At 43.0% G+C, this 14,634-nt stretch carries 13 protein-coding genes; 6 read left to right on the top strand and 7 right to left on the bottom strand.

Translation table 11 applies throughout. The features are described 5' to 3' along the window. Positions 1 to 14 precede the first annotated feature (14 nt). On the bottom strand, positions 15 to 467 hold the full coding sequence (locus ABJF57_RS00795) for a nucleoside deaminase (protein WP_462235425.1): 453 nt from the start codon (positions 465 to 467) through the stop codon (positions 15 to 17). Continuing rightward, positions 467 to 1,021 carry a hypothetical protein gene (locus ABJF57_RS00790; protein ID WP_462235427.1) on the bottom strand — a complete coding sequence of 185 codons (555 nt, stop codon included), beginning with the start codon at positions 1,019 to 1,021 and terminating at the stop codon, positions 467 to 469. Before ABJF57_RS00790 ends, ABJF57_RS00795 begins: the two co-directional genes overlap by 1 nt. A gap of 86 nt (positions 1,022 to 1,107) precedes the next feature. On the opposite strand from ABJF57_RS00790, the gene aspS reads away from it, so the two are divergent. Together aspS and ABJF57_RS00780 are read left to right on the top strand one after the other, a co-directional pair. Next, positions 1,108 to 2,868, top strand: a complete 1,761-nt coding sequence (gene aspS / locus ABJF57_RS00785; protein ID WP_462235429.1) for an aspartate--tRNA ligase — start codon at positions 1,108 to 1,110, stop codon at positions 2,866 to 2,868. Between the two features lie 45 nt (positions 2,869 to 2,913). After that, positions 2,914 to 3,849, top strand: coding sequence for a glycerophosphodiester phosphodiesterase (locus tag ABJF57_RS00780; RefSeq protein ID WP_462235431.1), 936 nt, complete (start codon positions 2,914 to 2,916; stop codon positions 3,847 to 3,849). On the opposite strand, the gene ABJF57_RS00775 is transcribed toward ABJF57_RS00780, so the two are convergent. Then, positions 3,818 to 4,801: a tetratricopeptide repeat protein gene (locus ABJF57_RS00775; protein ID WP_462235433.1), complete on the bottom strand. Its 984-nt coding sequence runs from the start codon at positions 4,799 to 4,801 to the stop codon at positions 3,818 to 3,820. The two genes, ABJF57_RS00780 and ABJF57_RS00775, sit on opposite strands and share 32 nt — an antisense overlap. 5 nt (positions 4,802 to 4,806) lie before the next feature. Further along, positions 4,807 to 6,453: an amidohydrolase family protein gene (locus ABJF57_RS00770; protein WP_462235434.1), complete on the bottom strand. Its 1,647-nt coding sequence runs from the start codon at positions 6,451 to 6,453 to the stop codon at positions 4,807 to 4,809. Positions 6,454 to 6,507: 54 nt separating this feature from the next. On the opposite strand from ABJF57_RS00770, the gene ABJF57_RS00765 reads away from it, so the two are divergent. After that, positions 6,508 to 7,065: a thioredoxin family protein gene (locus ABJF57_RS00765; RefSeq protein WP_462235435.1), complete on the top strand. Its 558-nt coding sequence runs from the start codon at positions 6,508 to 6,510 to the stop codon at positions 7,063 to 7,065. Here ABJF57_RS00765 and ABJF57_RS00760 read toward each other — a convergent pair. Continuing rightward, positions 7,062 to 8,030 carry an NAD(P)H-dependent flavin oxidoreductase gene (locus ABJF57_RS00760; RefSeq protein ID WP_462235437.1) on the bottom strand — a complete coding sequence of 323 codons (969 nt, stop codon included), beginning with the start codon at positions 8,028 to 8,030 and terminating at the stop codon, positions 7,062 to 7,064. The genes ABJF57_RS00765 and ABJF57_RS00760 overlap by 4 nt on opposite strands. A gap of 294 nt (positions 8,031 to 8,324) precedes the next feature. Here ABJF57_RS00760 and panB point away from each other — a divergent pair, with 294 nt between their 5' ends. The 3 genes from panB to ABJF57_RS00745 all read left to right on the top strand — a co-directional run bounded on the left by panB (position 8,325) and on the right by ABJF57_RS00745 (position 11,917). After that, positions 8,325 to 9,140, top strand: a complete 816-nt coding sequence (panB, locus tag ABJF57_RS00755; protein ID WP_462235439.1) for a 3-methyl-2-oxobutanoate hydroxymethyltransferase — start codon at positions 8,325 to 8,327, stop codon at positions 9,138 to 9,140. Positions 9,141 to 9,165: 25 nt separating this feature from the next. After that, complete coding sequence (locus ABJF57_RS00750) at positions 9,166 to 11,385, top strand: NADP-dependent isocitrate dehydrogenase (protein ID WP_462235441.1); 2,220 nt, start codon at positions 9,166 to 9,168, stop codon at positions 11,383 to 11,385. 142 nt (positions 11,386 to 11,527) lie between these two features. Beyond that, complete coding sequence (locus ABJF57_RS00745; RefSeq protein WP_462235443.1) at positions 11,528 to 11,917, top strand: hypothetical protein; 390 nt, start codon at positions 11,528 to 11,530, stop codon at positions 11,915 to 11,917. Between the two features lie 22 nt (positions 11,918 to 11,939). Here ABJF57_RS00745 and ABJF57_RS00740 read toward each other — a convergent pair whose 3' ends face one another. Together ABJF57_RS00740 and ABJF57_RS00735 are read right to left on the bottom strand one after the other, a co-directional pair. After that, positions 11,940 to 12,341 carry a hypothetical protein gene (locus ABJF57_RS00740; RefSeq protein ID WP_462235445.1) on the bottom strand — a complete coding sequence of 134 codons (402 nt, stop codon included), beginning with the start codon at positions 12,339 to 12,341 and terminating at the stop codon, positions 11,940 to 11,942. 97 nt (positions 12,342 to 12,438) lie between these two features. Further along, positions 12,439 to 14,634: a molybdopterin cofactor-binding domain-containing protein gene (locus ABJF57_RS00735; protein WP_462235447.1), complete on the bottom strand. Its 2,196-nt coding sequence runs from the start codon at positions 14,632 to 14,634 to the stop codon at positions 12,439 to 12,441.

Raw genomic sequence — 14,634 nt, 5'->3', positions numbered from 1 at the left:
AGAGTTAGGTATGTTTAGTTGCCTCGAAGTTTTTTAAAAAAATCTTTAATCAAAACTTCACAGTCGTTTGCCATCACGCCCAATTTTAGATCCGTCTTTGGATGAAGTATGTCACTACTGTACTTTGAAAAGCCACGTTCTTTGTCAAGCGCACCCACAACTACTTTTCCTATTTGTGTCCAAAAAAGACCGCCAGCGCACATGCTGCAAGGTTCGAGCGTAACATAAAGCGTACACTCATTGAGGTATTTGGATGCTAAATGATTTTGAGCGGCAGTAATGGCAAGCATCTCCGCATGAGCGGTAGCATCATTGAGCCGTTCTACTCTGTTATGATCCTTAGCAATGATTTTTTGCTCGCACACCACCACTGCACCAATGGGTATTTCGCCTTCTTCAAAAGCAACTTGCGCCTCATTGAGTGCTTGTTTCATGAAGTGCTCATCGCTGTGTATGCTGAGAGCCATTACTTTTCGTCAATTATTACACTGCTCATAATGTCTTTTGCAACAGACTGGTAGGTCTTCATCAGTCTGGCTTTGCAGCCAAAATTGAAAAGCAGCACTTGGTTGTTGTAAGAGGTGTACTGGATATATGTATAGTATCTCGAGGATTTTGATCCAGAGAAAGCATTGTCACTTTTGAGAGCTGAGACAAACTCAAAAACGACGAATTTTTTCCCGTTTATTTCTTTTATTCCATCCTGTATAAATTCAACATTATCAAAAAGGGATTGAATACTTGCTTTATAAAAGCCATACACGGTTTCATTGTCATCGGAAGTCCAACGCATTGGATTCCAGTTGATACCCAAATCCACCTCTCTATCGAGCGTTGAATGCATTGCAAGGGGCTCGCGTGCGGAAACGAATTTTTGAAGGCGATCATTGGTACTCATCAATGTAAATGATGATGGTACCAAGTAGGAGATTTCTTCATTAATCTTATGTTTGACCATCTTTTCTTGAGCCTTCGAAATGAGTGGCAAAAGGCAAATGAAGAGCACTGCGAATTTTTTCATAGCTCAAAGCTAAAAACTTGAAAGGTATTTTCAGGTGATGATCCTACCTTTGCGCTTTTATTTTCAATTTCATCAATTAAATAGATATGCTACGCACACACACTTGTGGGGAATTACGTTCGAACCATGCCGGGGAAACGGTAACATTATGCGGATGGGTACAGAAGCAAAGAGATAAAGGGGGTGTTGTGTGGATAGATCTTCGAGACCGGTATGGGGTCACGCAGTTGATTTTTGAGGAGGGTATCACTGAGCAGGCTATTATTGATCAGGCAAAGAAGACAGGGAGAGAATTTGTGGTGAAAGCTACCGGTGAAGTAGTGGAGCGCTACTCGAAAAATGATAAAATGCCGACAGGGGACGTAGAGATTCGGGTCAATAGACTGGAATTGTTGAATGCATCCAAAGTGCCGCCATTTACCATCGAAGATGAAACAGATGGCGGAGAAGATCTTCGAATGAAGTATCGATACCTTGATATTAGAAGAAATCCGGTTAGAGAAAAGTTGCAGCTTCGTCATACAATGATGCAGAAGGTTCGGGAGTACTTGGATGGCGAATCATTCTTTGAAGTAGAAACGCCCTATTTAATCAAGTCAACTCCAGAAGGTGCGCGTGATTTTGTAGTGCCTTCGCGAATGAATGAAAATCAGTTTTACGCGCTTCCTCAATCTCCTCAGACATTCAAGCAACTGTTGATGGTAGCTGGAATGGATCGGTATTTTCAGATCGTAAAATGCTTTCGCGATGAAGATTTGCGAGCAGATCGTCAGCCGGAATTTACGCAGATAGATTGTGAGATGACCTTTGTTGAGCAAGAAGATGTACTAAGGACATTCGAAGGGATGACTAAGTTTTTATACAAGGAGATCAAAGGAATTGAATTGCAAGACTTCCAACGAATCAGCTATGATGAAGCGATGGCTAAGTATGGCTCTGATAAGCCTGACTTACGATTTGGTATGGAATTTTGCGAACTGAATGATTTGGCTCAAGGCAAGGGTTTTGTGGTATTCGATAGCGCTGAATTAGTGGTAGGAATCAATGCTTCAGGATGTGCTGAATACACTAGAAAACAATTGGACGGATTGACAGATTTTGTGAAAAAACCACAAATTGGAGCCAAAGGATTGGTGTATGTGAAGTGCAATGAAGACGGCACGTTCAAGTCATCAGTAGATAAGTTTTTTGATCAGGATGCGCTTAAAGTTTGGGCAGATAAGTGTGGAGCCAAGCCGGGGGATTTATTGCTGATTCTGGCAGGGGAACAAAATCAAACAAGAAAAGCGCTCAACGAACTTCGGTTAGAGATGGGTGAACGGTTAGGGCTGAGAGATAAAGATAAAGTGGCAGCTGCCTGGGTGCTTGATTTCCCGCTGCTGGAATGGGATGAGGAAACGGAAAGGTACCATGCAATGCACCACCCGTTCACTGCGCCAAAACCTGAGGATGTTGAAAAGCTAGCCTCCGATCCGGGAGCAGTTCGAGCCAACGCTTATGACATGGTAATAAATGGCGTAGAAGCAGGAGGAGGCTCCATCCGTATCCATGATCGTGAGATGCAGGCCAGAATGTTTGAAGTATTAGGATTCAGTAAAGAGGAAGCAGAAGCACAGTTTGGTTTTCTGATGGGAGCGTTTGAATATGGAGCACCCCCGCATGGAGGCGTGGCTTTTGGCTTTGATCGTTTGTGTGCGATAATGGCAGGAGAGCAAAGCATTCGAGATTTCATTGCTTTCCCTAAGAACAATGCAGGAAGAGATGTGATGATCGATTCACCCTCAAACATTTCGAATGAACAGCTCGATGAGCTAGGTATAAAACTAGTAGAGCCAACAAAATCGTAGTTTTTGGTACTTTTTCACTAACTTTTCAGGTCTAAAATCACCCGAATGACTAAGAAGTTTTTACTTTACTCTGCCCCGTTTTTTGTATTGTTCGGAGCATTGTCCCTATTTGAGCCGTATCTGTATAGACACCTGTTTGCAAGTACAGATATCGATAGATTGGCAGGAAAGGAGTTTCAAGTCATAGCCCACAAGGGCGCTTCAGGACTTGCGCCTGAGAATACGATGGCCTCATTTAAGAAAGCGCTAGAGCTTGGGGTTGATCAAATCGAGCTTGATGTAAGACATACGAAAGATGAAGAAATCATTGTCTTTCATGACCAGAGACTAGATCGGGTTACACGTGATTCATTGGGAAACCAAGTGACTGGTGATGTCCATGATTACACATTAGAGGAGATTAAACAATTTGAAGTAGGCTCATGGTTTGACTCTCAATTCATAAATGAGAAGATCCCGACGCTTCAGGAAGTGTTGGATTTCATCGATGGAAGAGTGACTGTGCTTATTGAGATCAAGCATATGGATCATCCGCACTATCATGATTTTGCTGAGAAGCTAGTAGAAGTTGTGTTAAGTGAGGAAAATGGAGAAGATTGGATCATTCTTCAGTCGTACGAGCCAAAGTACCTGGATGAAGTGCATGAACTTGATCCGCTTATTCAAACCAAAGCCTTGATCATTGGAGAAGATTCGGCACCATTAATTGCTTTCTATGTTGAAACCAGAATTCATATGGGACGCGCTAAAGAAAGCAATCGAATGAAGGCGATCAATCCACAATGGGAAACCTTATCGCCAAGAAGAGTTTTTCAAATGCATGCCAAAGGCTACGAAGTGCATGCATACCCGATTAATACACGTGATGATATGGTGAAGATGCTGAATGCAGGTGTGGATGGAATCATTACTGATTTCCCCAATGTCGCTATTCAGCTACGTAACGAAATCATGAGATTGGGACAGGAAAAGCAGCAGTAAGCTCTGCTTCTGCAGAAATATATCCGAACGCATCCCAGCTTGGGCTCTCCAGTACCTTTAGAAAGGTCTCATTGGCTTTTTCGGTATTGCCTTGCTGCTGATACCAATTGCCCAAGCCATACCCCCGGGTTGGATCAATTTCACTGTCCACAGGGAATGCTTTTTCTGCTAACTCCAGAGCATTTTTTTCGCCTTTAAACAGGAGAAGCAAATCGAGATAAGCATCGTTTTCAACCATTGCCATCCTTTTGCTGATGGGTTCAAGAACTGATTCGGCCAGTTCTAAGTTTCCGATTTTTTTGTACGTCATATACAACCAATAAGAAGTGGCAGCAAGTAAGTCATCATTGTTGCTATACTCCATGCATTTTTTATAAGCAGAAATGGCTTTATCATATCGTCCACTTAGATAATGCGCCAGTCCATAGTGGTACCAGATATTAAACTTATCATTACCTAAAGGCTGATCAAGTTTGTTTGGAATACCATCTGGTTCTATTTTATTTGGCGCGTTAACACTATAAAAAGCGGCCATTTCAAAATCCTCAATGGCTTTGTTGAGCTGACGTGTAGAAATATAACGATGACCCCTATGTCTTCTCAGTTTGAATGAAGTTGGGAACTTTTCCAAGCCCGCGGAATAGACTTCAATAGCGTCCAGGTACCTACCTAAGTACGCCAGACGCCTACCGTGCCATATGATCAACTCTAAACTATCAGGATTTGCTTCCAGATTGCTCTTCGCCACTTGTAGGTTCGCTTCCAATTTCAGTTTTGCCTCAGGTGTCAAGCTCTTAGGCGGAAGCTCCTCACCCATCAGGTTGTAGATTTTGAGCGGATCTTTTTCAGGGAGTGTAGAAGTAGTGCCTGATTCAACGCTCGCTGAGCTACCTCCTTGCTGGCATTGGCTGAAGGTCAAAGAAAGTATAATTAGCGGGGTGATTTTTTTCATGAATTTTATTCTTTCCAATTCGGATAGCCTGGCTGCTTCAGTTCTTCACCGTTCTTCGCTTCGTTCACCATGCGTCGCACTTCTTTTAAAAGTTCCTTTGCATCATAAATCACGCCATCTTTGATTGTATACCTCACTCCGCCTACTCGAGTGATCTCGTTATCCGCTGTAAGCTTGATGGCACCAGTGCCGTACAAGACCTTCAAATTGGCCAATGGATTCTCTTCTACAACGACCAAATCAGCCATTTTCCCTACCTCTATCGTGCCGATTTCTTTTTCCATGCCTAGCGCCTGCGCTCCCATAAGGGTCGCAGACCTTATTACTTCCAGGGGATGAAATCCAGCTTCTCTTAAAAGCTCCAGCTCTCGAATATATGCGAACCCGTATAGCTGGAAGATGAAGCCTGAGTCAGAACCGGTAGTCACTCGTCCACCTCGATTTTTGTATTCATTGACAAATGTCATCCAAAGCTTATAATTCTCTTTCCAGGCTACTTCTTCCTCTGTTCCCCAAAAGTGCCAGTATGATCCATGAGAAACTTTACTTGGTTGATAAAATTTCCATAAAGAAGGAAGTGTATAATCTTGATGCCAATCGGCGTTTCGGGAGCGCATCAAATCTCTGCTAGCTTCATAGATATTGAAGGTTGGGTCGAGTGTGAAATCTAATTCCAGCAATCGGTTCATGACTTCATTCCATTTTTTTGAGTATGGCTTTGCCGCCTGTTGCCAAAGTCTCCCAGCTTCTCCAAAGCGATCTTGCTCATTCTGATAATTATAATTTACAGGATAGTCCTGTACTACTCGATCATCAAACATCGCCTCCGGCAATCCATACCAATGCTCCATGGAGGTAAGCCCAGCTTCAGCTGAGTTGAGCACGTTCCACCAGCCCACATTCAACTGGGCATGATGGCAGGCCGATCGTAAGCCCAATCGCTTATTTTCTTTTAGCGCAGCATCCATAACTTCAGGTGAGGCTCCAAAAAATTTGATACCGTCAGCACCTCGACGATAATTGGCTCTTACCCATGAAATAGCTTCTTCAGCATTCGTAATCGGACCTTTGAGAATTTCACCTGACACCGACCGTTCACCAGGCAGATTCCTTACCACCTTGACATCTTCCAGGTTTTGACCAAACGAGGTATAAGCGAGGATTCGGGGAGCGGTTATTTCGTTGTTTGCACTTCTATTTTTATGCCTAAGCACCCAATCCAGGCCGTTTCCAGCGGAAGGATCCCTAATCGTAGTGATTCCATGAGCTAGCCAAAGCTTGAATACGTATTCTGCAGAAGTACCCTGGCTTGTGCCGCCAATGTGACCATGCATATCTACAAAACCTGGTAGCACATACATGCCTTCGGCAGCTATTTCCATCCCATTGCCTACAAGCTTTGGACGTCTATCCGGATTTATTTCTACTCCAGGATAACCTACCACCTGAACTTTCGTAATCTTATTTTTTTCAATAACAATATCAACAGGTCCGATGGGTGGGGCTCCGTTTCCATTGATGAGCGTGGCTCCTCGTATGATTGTCATATCATAAGGGCCTTCACCTGCAGTTCTTGAGGGTGCGGGATCTATTTGTGCTATTGAAACATGTAAAATTAAAAGAGAGAAAAGAGCGGACAGGAATTTTTTCATGGTTTGCGATGTATTAACTTTTAGCTCAGATTTAAAAATAGTCAATTCAACAGTATGGCAGCAATAGAATCTAACATGATGCCCCTTGGTACGACAGCTCCTGACTTCAATTTGCCAGATGTTATATCGGGAGAAAACAAAACATTAGAGGACGTACGATTAGAATACGGTGTTGTCGTGATGTTTATATGCGCTCATTGCCCTTTTGTTAAAAACATTGAGGAGGAGATTGCAGTGGTAGCAAGACAATACACAGAACAGAAAATTGGATTTGTAGCTATCAGCTCAAATGATCCAGGTGATTACCCGGAAGATGCACCGGAAGGGTTAAAAGAGCAGGCAGAAGAATTTGAGTTTAACTTTCCTTACCTATTTGATGAATCTCAAGAAGTAGCAAAGGCCTATCAGGCAGCATGTACCCCGGATTTCTTTCTATTCGACGAAGATTTAAAATGCATCTATCGTGGAAGGTTTGATGCCAGTACCCCCGGGAACCCAGAGCCAGTTACCGGAGATGATCTGATCAATGCACTAGAAACGCATCTTGAAGATGAACCGCAGGCTGCAGATCAAAAGCCGAGCATCGGCTGTAGCATTAAGTGGAAAAATTAGTACTTTTTTAGCAGGTCGGCTTGTTCTTGTATAGCGCCCTTGAATTCTCCTTTTAGTCTGTCAATCAATTCATTGACAGAGGGAGTATCTTCAATTTTTGTAACACCTTGCCCTGCAGACCATATGGTCTTCCATGCTTTTGCTTCATCATTTGCAGACAGCTCTTCTCCAAAGTCGACTTTTGCAGATTGTTTCCACATTTCTTCTGTTATTCCCATGGCCTCAAGGCTAGGTTTTAGGAAGTTGGCATGTACGCCGGAGACTGCTGCCGTATAGACAATGTCTGAAGCTCCCGCATCAATGATCATCTTGCGGTATTCTTCTGGTGCCTCGCTTTCTTTTGCATTGATGAATCGTGTGCCCATATAGGCCAGATCAGCACCCATTTGCATAGCTGAAGCGATATCCCGGCCTGTTGATATGCAACCTGACAATAGAACGGTCTTGTTGAAAAACTTACGTACCTCTCCTACAAATGGCATAGGGTTCAGAGTTCCGGCATGTCCGCCAGCTCCTGCACACACCAGTATCAGACCATCCACACCAGCTTCTGCAGCCTTTTCTGCATGCCGCTTCATAATTACATCATGAAATACCAAACCACCGTAGCTGTGCACAGCATCTACTAATTGCGAAACAGCACCTAGAGAGGTGATTATTAGTGGAACTTTATGCTTCACTACAATTTCCAAATCTGCTTCCAAACGAGGATTTGTTTTGTGAACAATGAGGTTGACGCCAAAAGGAGCAGCTTTTTTTCCAGTTTCTTGTTCCCATTTTGCCAGCGTTTCTTTAATCTCTATCACCCATTCTTCGAAACCTTCCGTAGATCTGTTATTCAGGGCTGGGAATGTTCCCACTATTCCATTTTTACAGCATTCAATGACCATTTTTGGCCCTGAGATGAGAAACATTGGTGCTGCAACTGCAGGTAAGGATAAGTCCGAAATAAATGAAGCTTTCATATGCTTTTTGAAAAAAATTGTGATCTGACAATGATACAAACTAATTCTTGAGATATACTCAAATGCAGCTTAGCTAAAGCCCGTTCCATATTCAATTTTGTTAAAATCTGAACTTTGTACTTCCTCTTTGCGGTTAGCAACTAGGTTAGAGATTAGTACAGATGATAGCGAAATCAGTTTCATATCTTACAAACAATTAGTTCGTCAATTTACGATCATATCAAATACAAGAAGCTATCGCGGCTCATTTTATCGTCAGGCTTCAATTATGTAAATTGCGCATCCATTTTTGCCATGAGTATACAAGGAAATATTAAAATCGTAACCACCCATCAGCTTCAGGAAATGAAGTCTAAGGGCCAGAAAATCTCCATGCTTACTGCCTATGACTATTCGATGGCAAAGATCATCGATCAGGCAGGGGTAGATGTCATTCTGGTTGGGGATAGTGCCTCGAATGTCATGGCCGGAAATGAAACGACATTACCCATCACATTGGATCACATGATTTGGCATGCTACATCTGTGGTAAAAGCGGTAAATCGTGCGCTGGTAGTGGTAGATGTTCCTTTTGGAAGCTATCAAGGGAGCTCGTCTGAAGCACTGAGGTCATGCATAAGAATCATGAAAGAATCAGGAGGTCATGCGGTGAAGATGGAAGGCGGACTGGAAATAAAAGAAAGTGTTTCTCGTGTGTTATCTGCCGGAATTCCTGTAATGGGTCATCTCGGGTTAACCCCTCAGTCTATTTATAAGTTTGGAACCTATACCGTGCGAGCTAAAGAAGAGGCGGAAGCTCAAAAGCTGATCGAGGATGCTAAGCTTTTAGAGGAGCTTGGGTGTTTTGGGATCGTTCTTGAGAAGATTCCTTCGCAGCTTGCAAAAAGAGTGTCCGAGGCGATTGCAATTCCAACGATAGGCATTGGCGCAGGACCAGATACTGATGGCCAGGTGCTGGTAGTCCATGACATGCTAGGCATCACACAAGATTTTAAACCCCGTTTTCTACGTCAATATGCTGATTTGAATAAAATCATGAAAGAGGCGTTCGAAAACTACGTTTCAGACATTAAATCCCAAAAATTCCCCAACGAAAAAGAAAGTTACTAATCCTTAAAAGAGAGAAGAAAAATCAATGGCGAAGATCATTTATACACATACAGATGAAGCACCTGCTTTAGCAACCAAATCACTCCTCCCAATCGTAAAAGCCTTTGCAGGGAAAGCAGGGGTAAATGTAGAAACAAGGGATATATCGCTTGCGGGAAGGATTATTGCCCTATTTCCTGAATTTCTTTCAGAAAACCAGCGCATTGCCGATGCGCTTTCAGAGTTGGGGGGTATTGCTAAGACACCAGATGCAAACATCATCAAGTTGCCGAATATCAGTGCATCGATTCCTCAGTTGATGGATGCCATCAAAGAACTTCAGTCTCAAGGATATGCATTACCAGATTATCCGGTTGACCCGAAGGATGACAAGGAAAAAGACATTAAAGCCAGGTATGATAAGGTAAAGGGAAGTGCTGTAAATCCTGTTTTGAGAGAAGGTAACTCGGATCGAAGAGCACCAAGAGCGGTGAAAAACTTTGCGAGAAAATTCCCACATAGCATGGGCAAGTGGTCAGCAGACTCTAAAACACATGTGGCAAGCATGAATGGAGGTGATTTTTATGGCGGTGAGAAGTCTGTTACGCTTGAATCTGCAACAGAGGTGAAAATTAATTTCGTAGGAGCTGATGGAGGCCAAAAGATGCTGAAGGATAGCTTCCCGATTCAAGCAGCAGAAGTTATCGACGCATCTGTTATGAGCATGGGGCAGCTTAAGTCTTTTATAGCGGCGGAGATAGCGGATGCAAAAGCAAATAATGTGCTTTTCTCCTTACACATGAAAGCAACTATGATGAAGGTTTCAGATCCTATCATCTTTGGAGCAGCGGTTGAGGTTTACTACAAGGATGTTTTTGAAAAACACAGGGACCTATTCAATGAAATAGGAGTAGATGCTACGAGTGGAATAGGAGATGTGTATAGTAAAATACAAGCGTTGGATGAGGCAAAACGAAGCGAGGTAGAGGCCGATATTGAGAAGGTTTATGACTCACGTCCATCGCTGGCGATGGTAAATTCAGACAAAGGGATTACCAATCTGCATGTTCCTAGCGATGTGATCATCGATGCCTCCATGCCAGCAATGATCCGGACTTCCGGGCAAATGTGGAACAAAGACAACAAAACAGAGGATACAAAAGCGGTGATTCCCGACAGATCTTATTCGGGAGTATACCAAACAGTAATTGAAGACTGTAAGAAGAATGGCGCTTATGATCCAACAACCATGGGAAGTGTTCCTAATGTAGGTTTGATGGCTCAGAAGGCAGAAGAGTACGGATCTCATGATAAAACATTCCAATTTGAGGAAGCAGGAAGAGTCCAAGTGGTTGCTGCTGACGGAAATGTTCTACTCGAACAAGAGGTTGATAAGGGGGACATTTTTAGAATGTGCCAAGTGAAGGATGCACCGGTTCAAGATTGGGTGAAACTTGCTGTGAATCGCGCCAAGGCAACCGGAGTTCCCGCAGTGTTTTGGCTAGATAAAAACAGGGCGCATGATACTGAATTGATCAAAAAAGTAGAAAAATACCTGAAAGATCATGATACTTCAGGATTGGAAATCCACATCATGTCTCCAGTAGAAGCAACGCAATTCTCTGTTGATAGAATTCGAAAAGGAGAAGATACCATCTCTGTTACAGGAAATGTACTTAGAGATTACCTGACGGATTTGTTCCCGATTCTAGAAGTGGGGACAAGTGCTAAAATGCTTTCAATTGTTCCGCTGATGAATGGTGGAGGATTGTTTGAGACGGGAGCAGGAGGGTCAGCTCCAAAGCATGTTCAACAGTTTGTTGAGGAAGGTCACTTGCGTTGGGATTCCTTGGGTGAGTTTCTTGCATTAGCTGTATCGCTTGAACATCTTGGAGAAAAATATGACAACCCACAAGCCAAAGTTTTGGGAGAAGCTTTGGATAATGCTACCTCCAGATTGCTTGAAGAAAATAAATCTCCTTCAAGAAAAGTGAATGAGATAGATAACCGCGGTAGTCACTTCTACCTGGCGATGTATTGGGCTGAGATGTTGGCAAATCAGGATGAGGACGCTGAATTGAAATCTACGTTTGAGACTGTGGCGAAAGAACTGGCAGCCAACGAATCAAAAATTAACGACGAGTTGATCGGAGCACAAGGAGCAGCCGTGAATATTGGCGGCTACTATCAGCCAGATGAAAGCAAGGCTACCGAGGCAATGAGAGCGAGTGCTACATTGAACCAAATCATTGATTCGATAGAGTAGCATTATTCTTTTTTCTTGACATGCTTAACCGAATGATTTCAATCTGTTATCATATGATAATATATTAATCATCTAACCGATATATTGTACATATTGTCGAAATAAATCTCCATAATAAATTATCATTTGATAATTTAGGAGAATGGTTAACATAACTCTGACCAAAGAAGAGCGCCTCTATTTCATTGATTATAATGATAAGAAAATTCTATGGTGCGATTACAGTAAGTCTGGCGAGCGAGAAATGATTCAGCTATTAAGAAAAGCTGTAGAGCTTGGTAAAACCGTAGGTGATAATTTAAATATCCTTACGGACTTCAGCAGCACACCTCGATGCCCTGAGTTTAATAAGCTATTGAAAGGGTATGGTAAGGAATTTCATCAAGGAGGTGTCGCAGTAAAAGTCGCTATTCTAGGAATTGATAGTCCCCTGAAACGCGTTGTGGTTAATGGAACAATGGTGATAACGCGCATTAAAAATGTGAAGCTATTCGATAATAGAATGGAGGCGAAAAACTGGCTGACCTCTTAGTGGTTTAGTTGCCACTTCCGATTTATTTCTTTTTCCCGAAAGAAAAACTTGTCGTGGTATCTGTCAGTCTTCCAGTATGATCAAAAACGTAAAAGGTATTTAAAGTACCACTGCCAAGATTGAAAGATGTATTCATATAGTTTCCGAAAATGACCTCATTCGCATCGCTTAAATCCCCGGAAGGATAGTTGAGAAGGCGTACATCATTGGACATGAAATTTTGAAAATCTGACTGGTAGGGTTTAACGGTAAGGTCAAATGAAGGTAATTGCAATTCAAAGGCTTTTTCTGTCCCTTCCATTGCTTTGAAAGAGTGCAATAAATTGACTGGCTGATTTCTAGTAAGGAAAGACGAGTTCGTGTTTCCTTGTCCATAGCATATGATAGTACTAAAGAGTATGAGTGTTGATATTAGCTGCTTCATTTCTTTCTAAGTTTTATCCAATAACTGTATTAAGAAGTCTTTGGTTAATGAAAGGAAGCCAGCTTGCGCCGACTTCCTTTGCTTTGGGTTAACTATATCATCCGAGTTCGATCGACTCTTCCTGCTCTGCGATCATGAAAGGTTGGTGATACCAACGCTTACCTGTAGCCTGATACATAGCATTGGCAACAGCTGCGGCAATCGGAGGTAGCGATGGTTCGCCCAGTCCTGTAGGGGCAATTCCATTTTCAACAAAGAATACTTCAATCTCAGGTGGAGCCTCAGTGTGTCTGATCAGTCGATATTGATCAAAATTGTTCTGTAAAGGAGCGCCCTTGTCAAAGTTGACTTGACTATACATCGTATGTCCAATACCATCTATGATGCCTCCTTCAATTTGATTAATCGCACCTTCCTTGTTCACAACAATCCCACAATCTACAGCACACCAGACCTTTTGCAGTTTCAAATCATTTCCATTCTTGACGACATCCACCACTTGCGCGACATAAGAATTGTGACAATAGTAAACTGAAACGCCTCGATAGACACCTGCAGATTTGTTGTCCCATCCAGCCTTTTCACGAACCAATTTTAATACGCCAGCATAACGAGATGGATCATAATCGTTTCGATCTCCAACCGGATCGTTAATGGCACGATCAAAAAGCTCGAGTCTAAAATCTATGGGATCTTTTCCGGCCGCTTCTGCCACTTCATCAAGAAAGGCTTGCTCAGCTCCAGCAACAAAGTTAGACCGAGGAGCTCGCCAAGCGCCTGTGGAGATATTAGTATCAATGTTGATGTTTTCTACTTTATAATTATCAACCGTTCCGGCTGGGAAGCGATCTTGAAACAAAGGACTTCCGGGTATGCCTGCTCCCTTTGCCTGGAAGGCGATAAGCTTACCGCTATCATCCAATGCTGCTTTATAGTTTACACGATAGGCTGGACGATACGTTCCTTGTGTGAGATCATCTTCTCTTTTGTATATCAATTTCACAGGGCCGCCTATTTTCTTAGAAATAGCCACCGCCTCAACGCCAAAATGGCCATATAGTCGTCTACCGAATCCACCACCCATGCGAGTCATGTCGATGCTTATGTTCTCTTCAGGCATGCCTAGCAAAGAAGAGACTGACTTCCGCAAATATTCGGGGGTTTGAATTGGGCCAACAAGTACTGCTTTATCAGCGGTAACATTGGCAAAGAAATTCATCGGCTCCAGTGTGTTGTGGGCAAGAAACGGGGCGCTGAATGTGCGATCCACTACTTGAGCAGCAGACTGCGAGGCTTTAGCAGGATTGCCATCTTCCCGAGCGATTTCTCCTTTTTGAGTCATTGCGTCCACAAGCTTTTTCGCATGATCGGCGCTGCTTTCAGCAGGAGAGTCTTGTTCCCATTCTACCTTGAGTACCTTCTTAGCTTTCATTACTTGCCACGTGCTCTCCCCAGTGATTACTACCAATTCCTTAAAAGCATTTACATCCGACCATTGAGGCTCGCCTACCGTGGTATCGATTGTGAAAACATCTTTGATGCCGGGCATTGCCTTAGCCTCTTCCGCATTTAGTGATTTTAGCTTCATCCCAAAAGCTGGAGGGTGTTCAATCATAGCGATGGTTGCACCTTCTTCCATGTAATCCAATCCAAACAATGGCTGTCCGGTGATGATTTTTGGAGCATCTACGTTTTTTACGCTTTGACCAATCAGCTTAAAATCTTTCGGATCTTTTAACTCAATCTCTTCAGGAACAGGTATGGAAACGGCTTCTGTAGCAATCTCACCATACCCAATAGTGTCTCCAGTTTTGTTATTCTTTATTTGACCTTTGTCAGTAGAAAGGTCCGCAATAGATACTTGCCACTTCTTAGCAGCGGCCTCCATAAGCAATCTTCTGGCAGCCGCACCTGCCATTCGCAGACTTTGCCAACCCTGTCGGATGGATTGACTGCCTCCGGCTAGTTGTCTCCTGAAGTTATCTGTATCCAGGCCTGCTTGCTCTACTTTCACCATGTCCCAATCCACATCGAGCTCTTCGGCAATGATCATCGGCATGGATGTTTTCACATTTTGGCCAATCTCCGGATTTGGTGATAGGATAGTCACTTCGCCATTGTCAGCAATGGTGATGAAGGCGTTGATGTTAAACCACTCCTCAGGGATACTTAAGGTCTCACCTGGTGATGTGCATGAAGCAAGCCAGTTGAAACCAATCATGATTCCGGCACTACCAGCAGCAGATACTTTTAAAAAAGACCTTCGGTTAATTTCTGTTTTTACAACTGTCAT

Source organism: Ekhidna sp. (assembly GCF_039940915.1).
Lineage (GTDB): Bacteria > Bacteroidota > Bacteroidia > Cytophagales > Cyclobacteriaceae > Ekhidna.
The sequence above is the reverse complement of the archived record's forward strand: the minus strand, read 5'-3'. Positions and strand labels throughout refer to the sequence as shown.